Source organism: Cryptosporangium japonicum (assembly GCF_039524755.1).
Classification (GTDB): Bacteria; Actinomycetota; Actinomycetes; order Mycobacteriales; family Cryptosporangiaceae; genus Cryptosporangium; species Cryptosporangium japonicum.
Genome location: NZ_BAAAGX010000046.1, coordinates 94,260 through 113,614 on the forward strand (window position 1 = coordinate 94,260; position 19,355 = coordinate 113,614).

Annotated in this window: 10 protein-coding genes; 6 read left to right on the forward strand and 4 right to left on the reverse strand. The window is 73.5% G+C overall.

Annotated elements, in window-relative coordinates; all coding sequences use genetic code 11:
- The first annotated feature begins 53 nt into the window (after nt 1-53).
- From ABD437_RS40800 to ABD437_RS40810, 3 genes are read left to right on the forward strand one after another with little or no spacing between them, the layout of a single operon-like run.
- Nucleotides 54-4,133, forward strand: a complete 4,080-nt coding sequence (locus ABD437_RS40800; protein WP_344654358.1) for a SpoIIE family protein phosphatase — start codon at nt 54-56, stop codon at nt 4,131-4,133.
- Nucleotides 4,130-4,456 (forward strand): STAS domain-containing protein, encoded by a 327-nt coding sequence (locus ABD437_RS40805; RefSeq protein ID WP_344654359.1) that lies wholly within the window; start codon nt 4,130-4,132, stop codon nt 4,454-4,456. Before ABD437_RS40800 ends, ABD437_RS40805 begins: the two co-directional genes overlap by 4 nt.
- Nucleotides 4,453-5,844: a CoA transferase gene (locus tag ABD437_RS40810; RefSeq protein WP_344654360.1), complete on the forward strand. Its 1,392-nt coding sequence runs from the start codon at nt 4,453-4,455 to the stop codon at nt 5,842-5,844. The genes ABD437_RS40805 and ABD437_RS40810 overlap by 4 nt, the downstream gene beginning before the upstream one ends.
- Here ABD437_RS40810 and ABD437_RS40815 read toward each other — a convergent pair.
- The 3 genes from ABD437_RS40815 to ABD437_RS40825 form a co-directional block, all read right to left on the reverse strand.
- Nucleotides 5,841-6,974 carry a damage-control phosphatase ARMT1 family protein gene (locus ABD437_RS40815; RefSeq protein ID WP_344654728.1) on the reverse strand — a complete coding sequence of 378 codons (1,134 nt, stop codon included), beginning with the start codon at nt 6,972-6,974 and terminating at the stop codon, nt 5,841-5,843. The genes ABD437_RS40810 and ABD437_RS40815 overlap by 4 nt on opposite strands.
- Before the next feature lie 79 nt (nt 6,975-7,053).
- Entirely contained in the window at nt 7,054-7,638 is a 585-nt protein-coding gene (locus tag ABD437_RS40820) for a biotin transporter BioY (protein WP_344654361.1), read from the reverse strand.
- A 118-nt stretch (nt 7,639-7,756) separates the two neighbouring features.
- Nucleotides 7,757-10,033: a putative bifunctional diguanylate cyclase/phosphodiesterase gene (locus tag ABD437_RS40825; protein WP_344654362.1), complete on the reverse strand. Its 2,277-nt coding sequence runs from the start codon at nt 10,031-10,033 to the stop codon at nt 7,757-7,759.
- 223 nt (nt 10,034-10,256) lie between these two features.
- On the opposite strand from ABD437_RS40825, the gene ABD437_RS40830 reads away from it, so the two are divergent.
- The 3 genes from ABD437_RS40830 to ABD437_RS40840 all read left to right on the forward strand — a co-directional run bounded on the left by ABD437_RS40830 (nt 10,257) and on the right by ABD437_RS40840 (nt 17,931).
- Nucleotides 10,257-11,036 (forward strand): FAD binding domain-containing protein, encoded by a 780-nt coding sequence (locus ABD437_RS40830; protein WP_344654729.1) that lies wholly within the window; start codon nt 10,257-10,259, stop codon nt 11,034-11,036.
- On the forward strand, nt 11,033-13,708 hold the full coding sequence (locus ABD437_RS40835; RefSeq protein ID WP_344654363.1) for a molybdopterin-dependent oxidoreductase: 2,676 nt from the start codon (nt 11,033-11,035) through the stop codon (nt 13,706-13,708). The genes ABD437_RS40830 and ABD437_RS40835 overlap by 4 nt, the downstream gene beginning before the upstream one ends.
- Before the next feature lie 68 nt (nt 13,709-13,776).
- Entirely contained in the window at nt 13,777-17,931 is a 4,155-nt protein-coding gene (locus ABD437_RS40840) for a bifunctional nitrate reductase/sulfite reductase flavoprotein subunit alpha (protein WP_344654364.1), read from the forward strand.
- Here ABD437_RS40840 and ABD437_RS40845 read toward each other — a convergent pair.
- On the reverse strand, nt 17,885-19,282 hold the full coding sequence (locus ABD437_RS40845) for a DHA2 family efflux MFS transporter permease subunit (RefSeq protein WP_344654365.1): 1,398 nt from the start codon (nt 19,280-19,282) through the stop codon (nt 17,885-17,887). The two genes, ABD437_RS40840 and ABD437_RS40845, sit on opposite strands and share 47 nt — an antisense overlap.
- Nucleotides 19,283-19,355: the final 73 nt, after the last annotated feature.

The window sequence follows — 19,355 nt, forward strand, 5'->3', positions numbered from 1 at the left end:
GCGTGAAAACCGATTCGTCGAGAAGGGCCCGGGCGAGAGGGATATCCGGCGCGATGAGCAGCGGTGACCGACCTCCGGCCGGGCTCGACGTCTTCTCCTCCGACCCGGAGGTCGGCGCCGACCTGGCGAAGGTCGACTGGGACGCCACCCCGCTCGGCCCGCCGAAGAGCTGGCCGCAGAGCCTGCGCACCGCGGTCAACATCCTGCTCCCGTCCCGGTTCCCGATGTGGATGGCCTGGGGCCCCGAGCTCACGTTCTTCTGCAACGCCGCCTATCGGCGCGACACGCTGGGGCGCAAGTACCCCTGGGCGCTCGGCCGCAACTCGAGCGAGGTCTGGCGGGAGATCTGGGACGACATCGGGCCCCGGATCCGCACCGTGCTCGACACCGGCAAAGCCACCTGGGACGAGGGCCTCCTGCTGTTCCTGGAGCGCTCGGGGTTCCCGGAGGAGACGTACCACACGTTCTCCTACAGCCCGCTCCGCGACGACGACCAGGCGCTCGTCGGCATGCTCTGCGTGGTCAGCGAGGACACCGAGCGCGTCATCGGCGCCCGGCGCATGTCGACGCTGCGCGACCTCGGCTCCGACCCGAGCGTCGTGCGCACCGAACGCGAGACGCTGACGTTCGTCGCCGACCAGCTCCGCCGCAATCTGCGCGACCTGCCGTTCACCGCGATCTACCTGTACGACCGGGACGGCACCGCGGAGCTCGCCGCCACGTCGGGCATCGAGGCCGGCCACCCGGCCGCGCCGCGCACGCTCTCCGACGGCGGGCCCTGGCCGCTCGACCCGACCCGGCAGGAACCGACCCTCGTCGACGTGGACAGCGGGTTCTCCGCGGCGCTGCCGCGCGGCGACTGGCCGTTGCCGCCGACCAAAGTCCTGCTGGTGCCGCTGCTGCGGCCGGGCGGCACGTCCTACGGGGTCCTGGTGGCCGCGCTCAACCGCTACCGCGACCCGGACGACACGTCCTACCGCTCGTTCGTCGAGCTGACCGCCACCCACGTGGCCAACGGCATCGCGAGCGCACGCAGCTACCAGGCCCAGGAGCGCCGGGCCGAGGAGCTGGCCGAGCTCGACCGGGCGAAGACCGCGTTCTTCTCCAACATCAGCCACGAGTTCCGCACGCCGCTGACGCTCATCACCGGTCCGGTGCAGGAGCTGCGTGACCGGCTGCCCGCCGACGACCAGCGCTCCCGCGACGACGTCGAGATGATCCACCGCAACAGCCTGCGGCTGGCGAAGCTGGTCAACACGCTGCTCGACTTCTCACGCATCGAGGCCGGCCGGATGGAGGCCCGGTTCGAGCCGGTCGACCTCGCGCTGTTCACCGCCGAGCTGGCCAGCGTCTTCCGGGCGGCGGTGGAGCGCGCCGGCCTCACCTTCGAGGTCGACTGTCCCCCGCTCGGCCGGCCCGTCCACGTCGACCGGGGCATGTGGGAGAAGGTCGTCCTCAACCTGCTCAGCAACGCGCTGAAGTTCACGTTCGACGGCACCATCCGGGTCTCGGTGGACCAGGGCACCGACGGCCCGGTGGTGCGGGTCAGCGACACCGGGATCGGCGTTCCGGCGGCGGAGATCCCGCGGCTGTTCGAACGTTTCCACCGCATCCCGGTGCCGCGCTCGCGCTCGAACGAGGGCAGCGGCATCGGCCTCGCGCTGGTGCGTGAGCTCGTCGAGCTGCACGGCGGCGAGATCGACGCGGAGAGCGAGCCGGACCGCGGCACGACGTTCACGATCCGCCTGCGGTTCGGCTCCGGGCACCTGCCGGCCGACCAGGTCACGTCGGGCACCGACGTCGAGCTGCCGGCCAGCACCGCCGAGCCGTTCGTCCAGGAGGCCCTGCGGTGGCTTCCCGACGACTCCGCCGACGACGGCGACCCGTCGGTCATCCGGCCGCTGACCGCGGGTGACGCTCCCCGCGCCCGGGTGCTGGTCGCCGACGACAACGCCGACATGCGCGACTACCTGCAGCGGCTGCTGCGTGGCCGCTACGACGTCACGACGGTCGTCGACGGCACCGCCGCACTGGGCTTCGCCCGCGCGCACACCCCGGATCTGATCGTCAGCGACGTCATGATGCCCGGCCTGGACGGCCTGGAGCTGGTCGCCGCGCTCCGGGCCGACACCCGCACCGCCGGTATCCCGATCCTGCTGCTCTCGGCGCGGGCCGGGCAGGAGGCCGCGGTCGAGGGGCTCTCCGCGGGCGCGGACGACTACCTGGTCAAGCCGTTCGCGGCGCAGGAGCTGCTGGCCCGGGTACGCACGATCGTCGACCTGGCGAACCTCCGCGACCATCACGCCCAGTGGCGGGCGGCGCTCGTCGACTCCCTCCAGGAGGGGTTCTTCGTCGCCGACGGGAACGGCGCGGTCGTCGAGGTGAACGCGGCGTTCACCGACATCCTCGGGTACCCGGCCGAGGACCTGCCGTTCCCGGCGCCCCAGCCCTGGTGGCCGGACGCACGGGCCGACCCGGCCGCGCACGAACAGGTCGTCGAGGCCCACCGCCGGGTGGTGGACGGCCCGTACGGCGACTTCACCGTCCCACTGCAGCACCGCGACGGTCACCGGCTCTGGGCCGCCGTGTCGATCAACTTCGTCGACGACGGGCGGAGCGCGAAGATGATCGTCGGCACGATCCGCGACGTCACCGCCGAGCACCGGGCCGCCCAGCGTGACACCGCGCTGAACGCGATGAACGAGCGGCTCGGCGCGGCACGCACCGTGCCCGAGGTGTTGCAGGCCGGGGTCGACCAGCTGCGTCGGCAGTGGCGGGCCAAGGCGGTGTTCGCCCGCGGCTCCGGGGTGGCCGCGCGGTCCGGCTCCGGCGACGAACCGACCGGCCACCTCGACGTCGGTCCGGCCGCTGTCCGGATCGACGGTGACCCCGGCCGCCCGTCCGGAGCCGCCACGACCGTCGACTCGGCGCTCGGCCCGGTCGCGCTCCGGCTCGTGCTCGACCCGGCCCGCGGTTTCGAGCCCGAGGACCACGCGTTGCTGGTGCTGCTGAGCGGGTCGCTGGCCCAGGCGCTGCAGCGCGCGTACGCGTTCGACCAGCAGCGCGCGGTCGCCGAGGCGCTCCAGCGCTCGATTCTCGGGCCGGCGGTGCTGCCCGGCGGGTTCGCGGTGCGTTACCAGCCGGCCGGGCGTCCGCTCGAGGTCGGCGGGGACTGGTACGACGCGGTCGACCTGCCGGACGGACGGATCGGCATCATGGTCGGCGACTGCGTCGGCCGTGGGCTGGCCGCCGCCACGGTGATGGGGCAGCTGCGCAGCGCCGGGCGCGCGTTGCTGCTCCAGGAGACCGGTCCGGCGGCGGTGCTCACCGCGCTGGACAAGTTCGCCCGGCTGCTGCCGGGGGCCGCGTGCACCACCGCGTTCTGCGGCATCCTCGACGCCGACACCGGCCGGCTCGTCTACAGCAGCGCCGGTCACCCGCCGGGCATCGTGACCCATCCCGACGGGAGCACCGAACTGCTCGAAGCCGGGCGCGGGACGCCGCTGGGCCTGCGGCGCGAGAACGGGCGCACCGACGCCACGATCGTGCTGCCGGGCCGGGCGGTGCTGCTGCTCTACACCGACGGGCTGGTCGAGCGACGGCGCGCGTCGATCGACGTCGGTATCCAGCACGCCGCCGGCACCGTCCGGGACCACCGCGCGCTGCCGGTGGAGGACCTGGCCGACCAGGTGATGGACGAGCTGGCCGGTCGGGACGGCACGGCCGACGACGTGGCCCTGCTGCTCTACCGTCACCCGGCGCCGCTCGACGTGTCGTTCGAGGCCCGCGGGAACGAGCTGGCCGGGGTGCGCTCCACGTTCCGGGAGTGGCTCGGGCGCACCGGTCTGCGCCCCACCGAGGCCCAGAACGTTCTGGTCGCGGCCGGTGAAGCGTGCGCCAACGCCGTCGAACACGGCTACCGTGGCGCCGGCGGACGCGTCCGGCTGGTCGCCAGGACACTGGGCGACGATCTGCGCGTTACCGTGTCCGACACGGGTAGCTGGAAGGACACCACGGGCACTCCGCACCGCGGTCACGGCCTCCACCTGATCCGCTCGCTGATGGCCGACGTCACCCTGCACACCGGCGCGACCGGCACCACCGTAGAAATGGCCACGAGGATCGTCACATGACTGCCCCCCTGCGCATCACCACCGGCGTCACCGAGGACGGCCGGGCCCGGCTCACCGCCACCGGTGAGATCGACCTGAGCAACGCCACCGACTTCCGGGACCGGTTGGCGTCCGAGGTGACCCCGGACGGCAGCCGCCTCCTCGTCGACCTGACCGGCGTCGCCTACCTCGACAGCGCGGCGCTCGCGGCCCTGTTCGTGCACGCGGACCGGATCGAAGTGCACATCGCGCCGCTCAACGAGTACCTGCTGACCGTGTGCGGCCTCACGCAGCTGACCGACGTGCACGTGGTCCGGCCGGAAGAGTCCGACTCCCGCTCATGAGCCGGGTTCAGCGTTCGTTCGTGGAGAAGCACGCGATCGCGGAGTTCTGGGGTGGGCCGGCGGAGGCGCTGGCGCGGCTGCGGATCGAGGGGCCACCGGAGACGCTGCCCTCGGTGCTGCCGGTGACCGACCTGGCCGTGGCGTCGGTCGCCGCGGCGGGGCTGGCGGCCGGTGAGCTGCTCGCCGCGCGTGGCGGTGGGGTGCGCGAGTGCGTGGTGGACCGGCGTGCGGTCGCGACCGCGTTCACCAGCGAGCGCCACCTGCGTCTCGACGGGGCCGAGGTCGGCGGCTGGGCGCCGCTGTCCGGGTTCTTCCGGACGCGCGACGGCTGGGTGCGGACGCACGCGAACTATCCGCACCACGAGGAGCGGCTGCTCACCGCCCTCGGCCTGCCGCCCGGCTCCGACCGCGCCGAGGTGGCCGCCGAACTCGCCCGGCGCGACGCCGCCGACGTCGAGGACGTGGTCGTCGCCGCCGGTGGACTGGCCCTCGCCGTGCGCTCCCCCGACGAGTGGGCCGGCTCACCGGCCGGCCGGGCCGCGTCCACCGGCCCTCTGGTGGACGTCGACCACGCACCCGGCGGGGTGCCGGCCCGCCGCGACGGCAACGGGCGCGACCGGCGCGACGGCAACGGGCCGGCGGCCGGGGTGCGGGTGCTCGACCTGACCCGGGTGATCGCCGGGCCGGTGGCCACCCGAACGCTGGCCTACCTGGGCGCGGACGTGCTCCGGGTCGATCCGCCCGGCCTGCCGGAGCTGACCGCGGCGCACCTCGACACCGGTGTGGGCAAACGCTCGACGCTCCTCGACCTCCGCTCGCCAGGGGACCGCCGCACGTTCGACGAACTCCTGGCCGGTGCCGACGTCGTGGTGACCGGGTACCGGTCCGCCGCCGTGAACGCGCTCGGGCTGGACGCGGACCGGCTGCGTGCCGCGCGTCCGGGGCTGGTGGTCGCCGGCCTCACCGCCTGGGGCACGGCCGGGCCCTGGCGGGCGCGCCGCGGCTTCGACAGCCTGGTGCAGGCCGCGACCGGCGTCGCCACGCTCACCGCGGACGCCGCGGGGCGACCCGGCGTGCTGCCCGCGCAGGCCCTCGACCACGCCACCGGTTACCTGCTGGCCGCCGCGATCCTCCGCGCGCTCGCCCGGCCGGCCACCGGCGCCACGATCCGCGTCTCGCTGGCACGCACCGCCGCGTGGCTGCTGAACGCACCGCGCCCGCGGTCCACCGGGACCGAGCCGGAGCGGAGCGACGCGTGGCTGGCGGAGCTGCCCAGCTCGTACGGCGTCGTGCGCCACGCGGTGCCGCCGTTCCACCTCGACGGCCGGCCCCGGGACTGGACGACCGGCCCGGTCGCCTGGGGCACCAGCGAACCTCGCTGGCTCTAGGGCCGCACGTGGATCACCGCGTGCTCGCCGGTGAGGCGCCAGGGTTTGCCGGTCGCGTCCAGGTGGGTGACGATCTCCTCGGTGAGCCCGACGGCGACGTCGCACTTGAGCGTGCGCAGGGCCGCCAGCGGGCTCGGGAAGTGCTCGGTGAGTTCCGCGAACGACGCGGTGGGGTGCCAGTGCCGGTCCCCCACCAGGCGCCGGTAGTTCAGGTCGCCCTTGGAGATCGTGAGCGAGGCGGCGGCGAACCGGGAGCGCAGGTCGGTGGGCAGCGCCGGGTACGTGAGCGGGCCGCAGAAGAACTCGTGCGCGTCGATCTCCAGCCGGCCGTCGCGCAGTGCGCCGTCCAGCCGCTCACCGACGGCGGCGGCCCGGCCGGGTGCGGTGCATAGCCGGGTGAGCGCCGCGAGCACGTCGGCCGTGGTGGCGTCGGACACGTAGTGCGGGTGTGGCTTGACGTGCAGCACGACGGCGGTCGCCAGCCCGGCGGCGAGCAGGTGATCGATCAGGACCAGGTCGGGCAGCAGTTCCCGGCCGGAGTTGTCGGCGATCAGGTGCACCTCACCGGCGGGCCGGTCGTGCACCAGCGCACGCAGCTGCTCGCGGTCGTCGGCGATCAGGCCACCGGTCTCCTGGCCGGCGGTCGGCCCGGCCTGAAAGCTCAGGTCGGCGCGGTTGCCCCACAGCGACGAGAGCACCAGCGCGTCCCAGCCCGGCTCCTGGTCGAGCGCGGCGAGCTCGTCGTCGACCGCCGCACCGGCCAGCTCGCCGGATTTCGTGGGCGCGTACGGGTCGATGCCGCGCCACGGGCCGGGCACGAAGTAGTCGACCGCGTCGAGGATGCGGCGGTAGAAGTAGCTCTCCGCCCAGAGGAACGGGGTCTCGCCCCACGGCAGGCCGCGGTACTCCGGACGCCACCAGGGCCACGGCTCGTGCCGCAGCGCGTCGACGTCGGGGGCGGTGATCGTGCCGGTCGTCGATTCGGCGAGCAGTTCGTCGAGCGCCGCACGCTGGGACGCCGGGCGCGGCACCGCGGTGGCCACCCGCTCGACGAGCACCGGGTGACGGTCGTGGAACACGCTCCACGGGAACGACGAGGGATCGCTGCTGTCGATCTCCGGTGCGAGCATCTCGGTCACGCGACAAACGTAAGCCACGTACAGCCCGCCCCGGCGCGCGGCTTCGCAGCGCCGGGGCGGGCAGCCGGTGTCACTTCTCGATGCGGCGCACCAGGGCCCAGGCGCTGGGCAGCACGATCGCGGCCAGCGCGACCTTCACGGCGTCGCCGATCAGGAACGGCGTCAGGCCGAGCTCGAGCGCCTTCGAGAAGCTGACGTCGATCGACGCCATCAGCCACGGCACGCCGATCGCGTAGACGGCGAGGTTGCCGGCCACCATCAGCGGCACCGCACGCAGCGGGGTGCGGTCGGCGCCCCGCCGGGCCAGCGCACCGACGACGGCGGCAGCCAGCACGTAGCCGAGGATGTACCCGAACGAGGGCATCGACCAGCCGGACGCCCCCTCGGAGAACCACGGGACGCCCGCCATGCCGGCGAGCAGGTACACGAGCATGCCCAGCACACCGCGTGCCGGACCGAGCGCGGCCACCGAGAGCAGTACGGCGAACGTGCCGCCGGTGATCGGGACCGGGGTGAAGGGGAGCGGAATCGCGATCTGGGCGGCGAGCCCGACGAAGAGTGCCGAACCGCCGACCAGAGCGGCGTCCCGAACGATGCCACCGGGGATGACGTCGGCGAGGACGCGGGGGGACCGGGTGACGCTGAGCGTGGACATGAGCCTCCTCCTGAGAACTACCTGTCAGGAGGCTATTTACTCAGTTATCCCGGGTTCCAGGGCGTTCCGCGACGAACGTCACGTCTGTTGATTTGGAGGAAACCTCCAACGATGTTCGTCAGTGGCTACTGATGGTGATCAGCTTCGCGGCCACCTCGTCCGCGCCGAGCGGCTTGGAGAACAGATACCCCTGGCCCTTCCGGTAACCCAGCGCGACCAGCTCCGCCGCCTGCTCCTCGGTCTCGACGCCCTCGGCGACGGTGCCCAGATGCAGCGTCTGGCTGAGCCGGACGACGGCCTCGGCGATCGCCGCCCGCTGCGGAGTGCCGTCCAGGCGGCTCACGAACGAGCGGTCGAGCTTGAGGATGTCGACGGGCATCTGGGTGAGGTACTGCAGCGACGAGTACCCGGTGCCGAAGTCGTCGATCGCGATCCGGATACCGGCCTCGCTCAACCGGCTCAGCGCGGGGATCGCGAGGTCGGGGTCGACGAGCGCGCTCTCGGTCACCTCCAGCACCAGATGTTCGGCGTCCAGGCCGGCGGTGGCGATCGTCTCCAGCACGATGTCGACGACGCGGGGCTGGTCGAGGTCGCGCGCCGACAGGTTGACCGACACCGAGAACCGCTTGTCGTCCGGGACCGACTGCTGCCACTCGGCGACCTGGCGGCAGGCGTGGCCGAGCACCCAGCGCCCCAGCTCGTGGATGATGCCGGTCCGCTCGGCGATCGGCACGAACTCGGCCGGTGACACCGGGCCGCGGGTGGGGTGCGTCCAGCGCATCAGCGCCTCGAATCCCCATAGCGAGCGGTCCTCCAGCAGCACGATCGGCTGGTAGACGACGGAGAGCCCCCGTCCGGTCGCGAGCGCCACCCGCAGATCGTCCTCCAGCGCCGCGGCGGCGATCTCGGCCTCGGTGCGGCCGTCGGGCGCTCCGGGACCGTACCCGGTGGTGTAGGACGACCAGCGGTTGCGGCCCTCCCGTTTGGCCCGGTACATCGCGTGGTCGGCCCGCCGGATCAGCTCGACCGCACCGGCTTCGTCGTCCGCGAGCGCGATCCCGATGCTGGCGCCCACCCGCACCTCGGCCTGCGGCAGACGCAGCGGGGCGCGGAGCGCGCGCAGCATCCGCTCGGCGACCGCGACCGCGTCGCTCTCCCTGGTGATCCCGCCGAGCACGACGACGAACTCGTCCCCGCCGATGCGCGCCACGGTGTCCACGCCGAGCACGTTGCGCTCGAGCAGGCGCGCGACGGTCACCAGCAGGGCGTCGCCGCATTCGTGGCCGTAGGTGTCGTTCACCGGCTTGAAGCCGTCCAGGTCGATGAGCAGCACCGCGACCGTCGGCGCGCCCTCGTCGCCGGCGGCGGCCATCGTGGCCGCGCGCAGCAGCAGCGCCTCGTCGAGCGCCCGGTTGAGTTCGACGCGGTTGGCCAGGCCGGTCAGCGCGTCGTGGGAGGCGTCGAACTCGAGCAGGTCGTGGTAGGCGCGGCGCTCGTGCACGTCCCGGCAGTTGAGCACGACACCGGCGATCTCCGGGTCGTCGAGCAGGTTGTGGGCGGTGAGCTCGTGCCAGCGCTGCGTGCCGTCGGCGTGCCAGAGACGCAGCTCGGCCCGGTGGTCGGCGGACGGCCGGCGCACCACGCCGTCGAGGAAGGCCACGAACGGCTCCCGGTCGACCGGGTCGACGATCGCGTCCGCCGGCCCGCCGAGCAGGTCGGCCGGGCGGTGCCCGAGGCGCAGCTCAGCGGCTTCGGACACGTAGGTGAACAGGTTCGCGGAGTCCACGACCGTGATGACGTCGCTGGTGTTCTGCACCAGGGCCCGGAACCACCGCTCGCTGCGCCGGGCGGCCGCCTGCGAGCCGGAGAGCGCCCGCTCGTTCTGCTCCCGCTGCTCCAGCGCCGTGCCGTACACCCGGATCGCGAGCACGACGACCAGCAGGATCAGCGCGCAGAGGACGTCGGACTGCGGCGCGCCGAAGTAGTCGGCGACCAGGCCGAGCCGGATCGCGAGCGCCCCCAGCGCCGTCGCGACGCACGAGTAGACGACGGCCGGGCGCCAGACCCGCGCGCCGCTCCAGCGCATGTGCAGCGTCGCCGCCATGATCTCGCCGATCATCATCACCGGGCCCCAGCCGGTGATGAACGCGCCGACGCCGAAGAACACCACCATGTGCAGGAACATCCGCATGCCGACGCGCCGGCGCAGATCCCCGCCGGAGAGCCACCGCTGGACGCTCGTCAGGTTGCTGAGCAGGAGCGGCGCGGTGAGCGCGAGCAGCACCGGTGTCGGGTGGCCGCCGTACCAGCCGAGCTCGTTGACGACCGCGACGATCGAGGCCAGGACGACGATCTCGCTGAGTTCACGCCGGAACTGCGCGCGGCGGGACGTCATCGGACCGGCCTTCCTTTCCGCGCGGCTCGGACGCCGCCTGACGCCCCATCGGCACGGCGCGCGGCAACCTGTGGGATCGGCCAGGCCGGGTGGGGTGCGCGGCGGCGACGTTCGGAGAAAACGCCAGTAGCCGCCGGTCACCGCCAGTGATGTGATGATCAGCGGAAACGGTCCGACACTTCCACCGTCGGAGGTGCCCGAGTACGAGGCCCGAGGACTGCACGTGGACCTGAACACGATCGACGAGGTGGCCGGCGCGCTCGACGCCGGCGCCTGGCGACCCGGTGACGGCTGGCTCGCCGGTGGTACCTACCTGTTCTCCGAGCCGCAGCCCCACCTGCGCCGGCTCCGCGACCTCACCACGCTCGGCTGGCCGTCGCTCACCGAGACACCCGACGGCCTGCTGATCGCCGCGACCTGCACGATCGCCGAGCTCGACCGGTACGGTCCACCGCTGTTCGGCCGGTGCTGCGACGCTTTCCTGGCCAGCTTCAAGATCCAGCACGTGGCCACGGTCGGTGGCAACCTGTGCGCCGCGCTGCCGGCCGGGCCGATGACGTCGCTGACCGCCGCGCTCGACGGGTCGTGCACGGTCGAGTCGCTGAGCGGGGAACGTCGCCTGGTTCCGGTCGTCGACTTCGTCACCGGTGACGGCACCACCGACCTGCGGCCGGCTGAGTTCCTCCGCTCGGTGTTCCTGCCGGCCTCGGCGTTGACGGCGCGCTCGGCGTTCCGCCGGGGCTCGCTGCACACGCTGGGCCGCTCGGCCGCGCTGGTGATCGGCCGGGTCGACGCCGACGGCACGTTCGTCCTCACGATCACCGCCTCCACCCGGCGGCCGGTGCAGCTCCGCTTCGCGACGGTCCCGTCCGCGGCCGAGCTGCGGGCGAGGATTCCCGAGGACCGCTGGCTCGACGACGTCCACGGGCGGCCCGCCTGGCGTCGGCACCTGACGCTGCGTTACGCCGACGAGATCCGCGACGAGCTGGCGGCGGGCTCGTGATCGTCAACGGCGTCCGCCACGACCGGGAACCGCGGCCCGGTCAGTGCCTCCGGACGCACCTGCGCGACCTCGGGCACTTCGGCGTCAAGAAGGGGTGCGACGCCGGCGACTGCGGGGCCTGCACGGTGCACGTCGACGGCTCCCCGGTGCACAGCTGCGTGTACCCGGCGGTGCGCGCGTCCGACAAAGCGGTCACGACGATCGAGGGGCTGGCCGACGGGGACGACCTGCACCCGGTCCAGCAGCGGTTCCTGGACGCGCAGGGCTTCCAGTGCGGGTTCTGCACGGCCGGGTTCGTGATGACCGCCGCCGCGCTGGACGACCGGCAGCGCGACGACCTCCCGCGGGCGTTCAAGGGCAACCTCTGCCGCTGCACCGGCTACCGCGCGATCGAGGACGCGGTGCACGGCGTCCGGCACGCCGACGAGGCGGGCGTCGGCGGCAACGCGCCCGCCCCGGCCGGGCCGCTCGTGGTCACCGGGGCGGCCCGCTACACGTTCGACGTCGACGTGCCCGACCTGCTGCACCTGCGGGTGCTGCGCTCCCCGCACGCGCACGCGCGGATCGTGCGCATCGACACCTCGGCGGCGCTGGCCGTCCCCGGTGTGCACACGGTGCTCACCCACGAGGACGCCCCGGCGAAGCTCTTCTCCACCGGGCGCCACGAACGTGACCAGGACGATCCGCTCGACACCCGGGTACTCGACGACGTGGTGCGCTTCCGCGGCCAGCGGGTGGCCGCGGTGGTGGCCGAGTCCGAGGGCGCCGCCGAGGAGGCCTGCCGCCGGATCGTCGTCGAGTACGACGTCCTCGACGCGGTTCTCGACGCCGAGGAGGCGCTGCGTCCGGGCGCGCCGGTGCTCCACCCCGGCAAGGGGCCCGGCGACGGCATCGCCCGCGCGGAAGCCAACGTCGCCGGTGAGGTGCACGGCGAGATCGGCGACGTCGAGGCCGCGCTGGCCGCCGCCGACGCGACGTGGACCGGAACGTTCCGCACCCAGCGGGTGCAGCACGCGAGCCTGGAGACCCACGGTTCGGTGGCCTGGTTCGACCGCGCCGGACGGCTGGTCGTGCGCTCGAGCAGCCAGGTGCCGTTCCTGACCCGGCGGGCGCTCTGCACGCTCTTCGACCTGCCGCTCGACCGGGTGCGTGTGCTCACCGGCCGGGTCGGCGGCGGCTTCGGCGGCAAGCAGGAGATGCTCGCCGAGGACCTGGTGGCACTGGCCGCGCTCACCACGAGACGCCCGGTCAAGTACGAGTACACGCGCTCGGAGCAGTTCGAGGGCGCGACGACACGGCACCCGTTCACGACCCGGATCCGGCTCGGCGCCACGAGCGACGGAACGCTCACCGCGCTGGACCTGCGGATCGTGTCGAACACCGGCGCGTACGGCAACCACGGACCGGGCGTGCTGTTCCACGCGTGCGGCGAGTCGATGGCCGTGTACCGGTGCGCCAACAAGAAGGTCGAGGGTTACGCGGCCTACACGAACACGGTGCCGTCGGGTGCGTTCCGCGGGTACGGCCTCGGGCAGGTGCTGTTCGCGGTCGAGTCGGCGATGGACGAGCTGGCGCGCGAGCTCGGTCTCGACCCGGTCGAGTTCCGGGCCCGCAACGTGATCCGGGCCGGTGATCCGCTGGTGACGCCGGCCGGGCACGAGGCCGACCTGACCGTGGCCAGCTACGGCCTCGACCAGTGCCTCGACGTCGTACGCACGGCCCGGGCGTCCCGCCCGGACGCGGTCGGCGAGGGCTGGCTCGTCGGCGAGGGCACCGCGGTCGCGATGATCGCCACCACGCCACCGAACGGCCACTACGCCGACGCGACGCTCACGCTGCTCGCGGACGGGCGCTACGACCTCGCGGTGGGCACGGCCGAGTTCGGCAACGGCAGCACGACCGTGTTCGCGCAGATCGCCGCGGACGTGCTGGGCACGAGCACCGACCGGGTGACGATCCGGCAGTCCGACACCGACGTGGTCGGGCACGACACCGGGGCGTTCGGCTCCACCGGCACCACCGTGACCGGCAACGCCGTCCTCTCCGCCGCCCGCGCCCTCCGGGAACGGCTGCTGGCCGCCGCGGGTGGGGGTACCCGGCTGGACGCCGACGCGGTCGTCGTCGGTACCACCCGGGTCACGTTGAAGGATCTGGCCGAGACCGCGGGAAGCACCCGGCTCACCGCGCACGGGCACTTCGGGGGGACACCCCGGTCGGTGGCGTTCAACGTGCAGTGGTTCCGGGTCGCGGTGGACCCGGGCACCGGCGAGATCCGGATCCTGCGCAGCGTCCACGCCGCCGACGCGGGCACGGTGATGAATCCCATGCAGTGCCGGGGCCAGATCGAGGGCGGCATCGCGCAGGCCCTCGGCGCCGCGCTGTTCGAGGAGGTCCGGATCGACGCGGACGGAGCCGTCACCAACCCGACGCTGCGCACTTACCACCTCCCGACGTTCGCCGACGTGCCTCGCACCGACGTCCACTTCGTGACCGGCGTCCACGACCCGGTCGGTCCGCTCGGTGCCAAGTCGATGAGCGAGAGCCCGTTCAACCCGGTGGCGCCCGCGCTCGCGAACGCGGTCCGGGACGCGACCGGGGTGCGGTTCACCGCGCTCCCGCTGGCACGCGACGTCGTGTGGCAAACCCTCACCGAGGGCACCGGGGCGCGGTGAGAAAGCTGTAACCAGGCCCGCCGCGACCGCGTCACGTCGACGAAACCGCCGCTTCCCAGACTCGGGACGTGTCCGAACGCGTCAGAACCGTGTGCTCCTACTGCGGCGTCGGCTGCGGCATCGTGCTGGAGATCGGCCGGGACGCCGACGGGCGGCGGCGCGCGCTCACCGCGTCCGGGGACCGGGACCACCCGGCGAACCGGGGCCGGCTCTGCACCAAGGGAGCCACCAGCGCGGACCTGCTGTCGGCCGGAGGCCGGCTGAGCACCGCACACACCCGGCCGGACCGGCAGGCGGCGCTGGTACCCACCCCGGTCGACGAGGCGATCCGCGCGACCGGTCAGCGACTCCGGCGCATCCTCGACGAGCACGGCCCGGACGCGATCGCGCTCTACGTCTCCGGCCAGATGTCGCTGGAGGCGCAGTACCTGGCCACCAAACTGGCCAAGGGGTACCTGCGCACGAACCAGATCGAGTCGAACTCCCGGCTCTGCATGGCCAGCGCCGCGAGCGGTTACAAACTCTCGCTCGGCGCCGACGGGCCGCCCGGGTCCTACGCCGACTTCGACGAGGCCGACGTGTTCCTGGTGATCGGCTCGAACATGGCCGACTGCCATCCGATCCTGTTCCTGCGCATGCTCGACCGGCTCAAGCAGGGCGCCAAGCTCATCGTCGTCGACCCGCGCCGCACCGCCACGGCCGCCAAAGCCGACCTGTTCCTGCAGGTCGAGCCGGGTACCGACCTGGCGCTGCTGAACGGGCTGCTGCACCTGCTGCCGGTGGACGAGCAGTTCGTCGCCGACCACACCGAGGGCTGGGAGGCGATGCCGGCGCTGCTGCGTGACTATCCCCCGGCCCGGGTCGCCGAGATCACCGGCGTACCGGAGGAGTCGCTGCGCGAGGCGGCCCGGCTGATCGCCGGCGCCGGTGGCCGGTGGGTGAGCTGCTGGACGATGGGGCTCAACCAGAGCACGCACGGCACCTGGAACACGAACGCGCTGGTCAACCTGCACCTCGCGACCGGTGCGATCGGCCGCCCCGGAGCCGGTCCGTTCTCGCTGACCGGCCAGCCGAACGCGATGGGCGGCCGCGAGATGGGGTACATGGGCCCCGGTCTGCCCGGCCAGCGCTCGGTGCTGTCCGCCGCCGATCGCGCGTTCGTCGAGAAACGGTGGGGCCTGTCGCCGGGGACGATCCCGGCCGGGGGCGGCGCGGGCACCGTCGACCTCTTCCGGCGGATGGCCGAGGGTGAGGTCCGCGCCGCCTGGATCATCTGCACCAACCCGGTGGCGTCGGTCGCGAACCGCCGCACGGTGATCGAGGGCCTGGAGGCCGCGGAGTTCGTCGTCACCCAGGACGTGTTCGCGGACACCGAGACGAACGCGTACGCCGACGTGGTGCTCCCGGCGGCGATGTGGGCCGAGGCGGACGGCGTGATGGTGAACTCCGAGCGGAACCTGACGCTCGCGCCGCAGGCCGTCGACGCGCCCGGGGAAGCGCTGCCGGACTGGCTGCTGATCGCCCGGATCGCGACCGAGATGGGCTTCGCGGGCTTCGGCCACACGTCCGCGGCCGAGGTGTTCGCGGAGCTGACCGCGTTCGCGAACCCGGTGACCGGCTACGACCTGAGCGGAGTGTCGCACGCGCGCCTGCGGAGCGGGCCGGTGCAGTGGCCGGCCCCGGCCGGCGACCCGGCCGACCGGCACCCACGCCGGTACCTGACCGACGAGGCGCGGCTGGTGTTCCCCACCGCGAGCGGGCGGGCCGCGTTCTACCCCCGGCCCCACGTGCCACCGGCCGAGCTGCCCGACGACGACTTCCCGTTCGTGCTCAACACCGGGCGGTTGGCGCACCAGTGGCACACGATGACGAAGACCGGGAAAATCGACAAGCTGCGCAAGCTGAACCCCGAGCCGTTCGTCGAGATCCACCCATCGGACGCGGCCGCGCTCGGGATCGCCGACGCCGACCGGATCGAGGTGGCGTCCCGGCGCGGGCGCGCGGTGCTGCCCGCGGTGATCACCGACCGGGTGCGGCCGGGCACGTGCTTCGCGCCGTTCCACTGGAACGACGTGTTCGGCGAGTACCTGAGCGTCAACGCCGTCACCAACGACGCGGTGGATCCGATCTCGTTCCAGCCCGAGTTCAAGGTGTGCGCGGTGTCGCTGACGGTGGTGGCGACTCCGGACACCCTGTTCGACCTGGGGGACGTGCGGCCGCCCGTGCTCTCGGAGTCCGAACGGCGGTACCTGGCCGGGTTCATGGCCGGGCTGCGGATGTCGCCTCCGGCCGGCGGCCAGGTGCCGGTGCTGCCGGACGGCTCGCTGTTCGCGCCGGAGAACGCGCTGTGGATCAACGGGGCGCTGGCCGGTGCGTACTCCCGGGCTCCGGTCGCTCCGTCGCCGGCTCGGTCGTTGATGGTTCTCTGGGCTTCGCAGACCGGTAACGCGGAGGAGTTCGCGGTGTCGGTGGCGTCGCGGTTGTCGGAGTCCGGCCGGACGGTCACGGTGTTCGAGATGGCGGACTGTTCGCCCGAGGTGCTGCACCGCGCATCGGAGGCGTTGTTCGTGACCAGCACCTACGGCGACGGGGACGCGCCGGACAACGGCGGGGCGTTCTGGGAGGCGCTGGCGGCACCGGACGCTCCCCGGCTGGACGGTCTGCGCTACGCGGTGCTGGCGTTCGGGGACTCCAGCTACGACGACTTCTGCGGCCACGGCCGCCGCCTCGATTCCCGGCTGGCCGAGCTGGGCGCCGAACGCCTGGTCGACCGGGTCGACTGCGAACCCGACTACGAACCAGCCGCCACGTCCTGGGCCGACGCCGTCCTCACCGCCCTGACCGCCCCGGGCGGCCCCGGCGGCACGGGTGATCCCGGCGGCCCGGGCGGGCCAGGCGGACCAGGCGGCGCGGGCTTCGCCGGCGGCGCGGGCTTCGCCGACGGCGCGGGCTTCGCCGACGGCGCGGGCGGTTCCGGCCGCGCGGGCGGTTCCGGCCGCGCGGGCGGTTCCGGCCGCGCGGGCGGTTCCGGCCGCGCGGGCGGTTCCGGCCGCGCGGGCGGTTCCGGCGGGGCCGGCGGCGCGGGCGGTGGTGGCCGGGCGGGGGGTGTGCGGCCCACCAAGGCGGCGCCGTTCGGGGCGCGGCTGGTCGCCGATCGCCTGCTGAGCGAACCCGGCGCGGTCCGGGAGGTACGCGAGTTCACGTTCGCCGCCGACGGCCTGGAGTACGACGTCGGCGACGCACTCGGGGTGTGGCCGGTGAACTGCCCCGACCTCGTCGACGAGTGGCTCACCACGACCGGCCTCGACCCCGCCACCCCGGTCACCGTGGCCGGCAAGGACCTCGACTTCGCCGACGCGCTGCGCCACCACCTCGAGATCGCCGCGATCACCCCGAAGCTGCTGCGCTTCGTCCTCGACCGGACCCAGAACCGGGAACTCGGCAAACTCCTCCGCCCGGAGAACAAGGGCGAGCTGGCCCGCTGGACCTGGGGCCGCCAGGCCGTCGACGTGCTCGCGGCCCACCCCGTGGACGCCGCGGCCCAGGAGTGGGCCGACGCCCTGCCGGCGCTGCAGCCGCGCCTCTACTCGATCTCGTCGAGCCCGCTGGAAGAGCCGAGCGCGATCCGCACGACCGTGTCCGTGGTGCGCTTCCCCAACGAGGCCGGACACCAGCGCAAGGGGGTGTGTTCGACCTTCCTCGCCGATGCGCCCCCGAACACGACGGTACCGGTTTTTGTGCAGCGTTCGGCGCACTTCAAGCCTCCGGCCGACCCGGCGGCCGCGGCCGTCATGGTGGGCCCCGGCACCGGCGTCTCGCCGTTCGTCGGGTTCCTGCAGGACCGCCGGGCCCGGGGCGCGACCGGCGCCAACTGGCTGTTCTTCGGGGCACCGCGGGAGGCCACCGACCACTACTACGCCGACGAGCTGGCCCGGTTGCGTAACGACGGCACGCTGACCCGCCTGGACCTGGCGTTCTCCCGCGACCAACGGACGAAGATCTACGTGCAGGACCGGATGCGTGAGCACGGTGCCGCGCTCTGGGCCTGGCTGCGTGACGGCGCGTCCTTCTACGTCTGCGGCGACGCCAGGCGCATGGCCAAGGACGTCGACGCGGCCCTGCGTGACGTGGTCGCCACCCACGGCGGCCTCTCCCCCGACGAGGCCGCCGCGTACGTCAAGCAACTGGCAGCGGACCGGCGGTACGTGCGCGACGTGTACTGACCTCGGCGGCGGCCAGCCACGCGGCGGCGAGCACGCCGAGCGTCGACGCGCCGATCAGCCACCAGAACGCCTGGTGGAACGCCGGCTCGGCGCCGTCGGGCAGCCCGTTGGCGACCACGACCGCGAAGAGCGCGCCGCCCAGCGCGCCACCGACCCGGTTCACGATGTTGACCTGCGCCGCCGCGTCGGGCAGCTGCGCCGGGGTGACCGCCGCGAACGCCGCCGAGACCGCCGGGGTCAGCGCGCCGGCCAGACCCGCTCCGCGGACGAACAGCAACCCCTGCACGAGCCACTCCCCGGCGTCGAGGGGCAGCAGTGCGAACGGAACCGTGGACGCGACCGTCACCAGGCTGCCGGCCAGGCTGACCCAGCCACCGCCGATGCGGTCGGAGAGCCGCCCGGCCAGCGGGAGCGCGATCACGGTGCCCAGGCTCATCGAGAGCAGGAGCAGGCCGGTCTCCAGCGGGTCGGCGCCGCGGCCGAGCTGAAACCACAGCGGGTAGAGCAGGCCGGCGCCGAACAGCGCCGCGCCGGCGAAGGCCCCGGTGGCGACGGCGGCCCGGTAGGCCCGGTTGCCGAACAGCCGCAGGTCGAGGATCGGGGTGGCGAACCGCCTAGAGTGCACGCCGTAAAGCAGGAGCGCGGCCGCCCCGGCACCGAGCACGGCCAGCTGACCGGGCTGACGCGTCTCCCCGAACCGGGTGCACCCGTACACGACGAGCGGCAACCCGACGCTGAGCAGCGCGAGCCCGACGACGTCGAGCCGGCCCGGGTCGGTGCGGGCGCCCCGGGGCACGTGGCGCAGCCCCAGCCACCCGCCGACGATGCCGACCGGCACGTTGATCAGGAACAGCCAGGGCCACGACCACGCGTCGATCACCGCGCCGCCGACGACCGGTCCGAGCGCGGGTGCCAGCGTCACCGCGACGCCGAGCGTCGCCATCACCCGGCCGAGCCGCGCCGGTCCGACGGCCTGGCCGATCACGGTCTGACCGGCGGGAATGAGCATGCCCGCGGCCAGGCCCTGGAGTACCCGCAGGCCGATGAGCCAGCCGATCGTCGGCGCGAACGCGCAGGCCGCGGACGCGAGCGTGAACGCGGCCGCGCAGGCCAGCCAGAGCCGGCCGACCCCCACCCGGCGCCCGAGCCAGCCGCAGATCGGCAGCGACGCGGCGAACGCGACGAGGTAGCCGGTGGCGACCCACTGGGCGGCGCCGAGCGTGGTGTCGAGCTCGTGGGTGATCGTGTCCAGGCCGACGTTGACCACCGACGCGTCGAGGCCGGTGAGGAACGCGCAGGACGCGATGATCGCGCAGACCCGCCAGACGGGCCACGGAATGGGGTCGGACACCGGGGGCTCCTCCCGATCAGGATGTAAAGTAATCGTTTTACTTTACCCAGGGCCCCGTCGTCTAGGCTCGCGT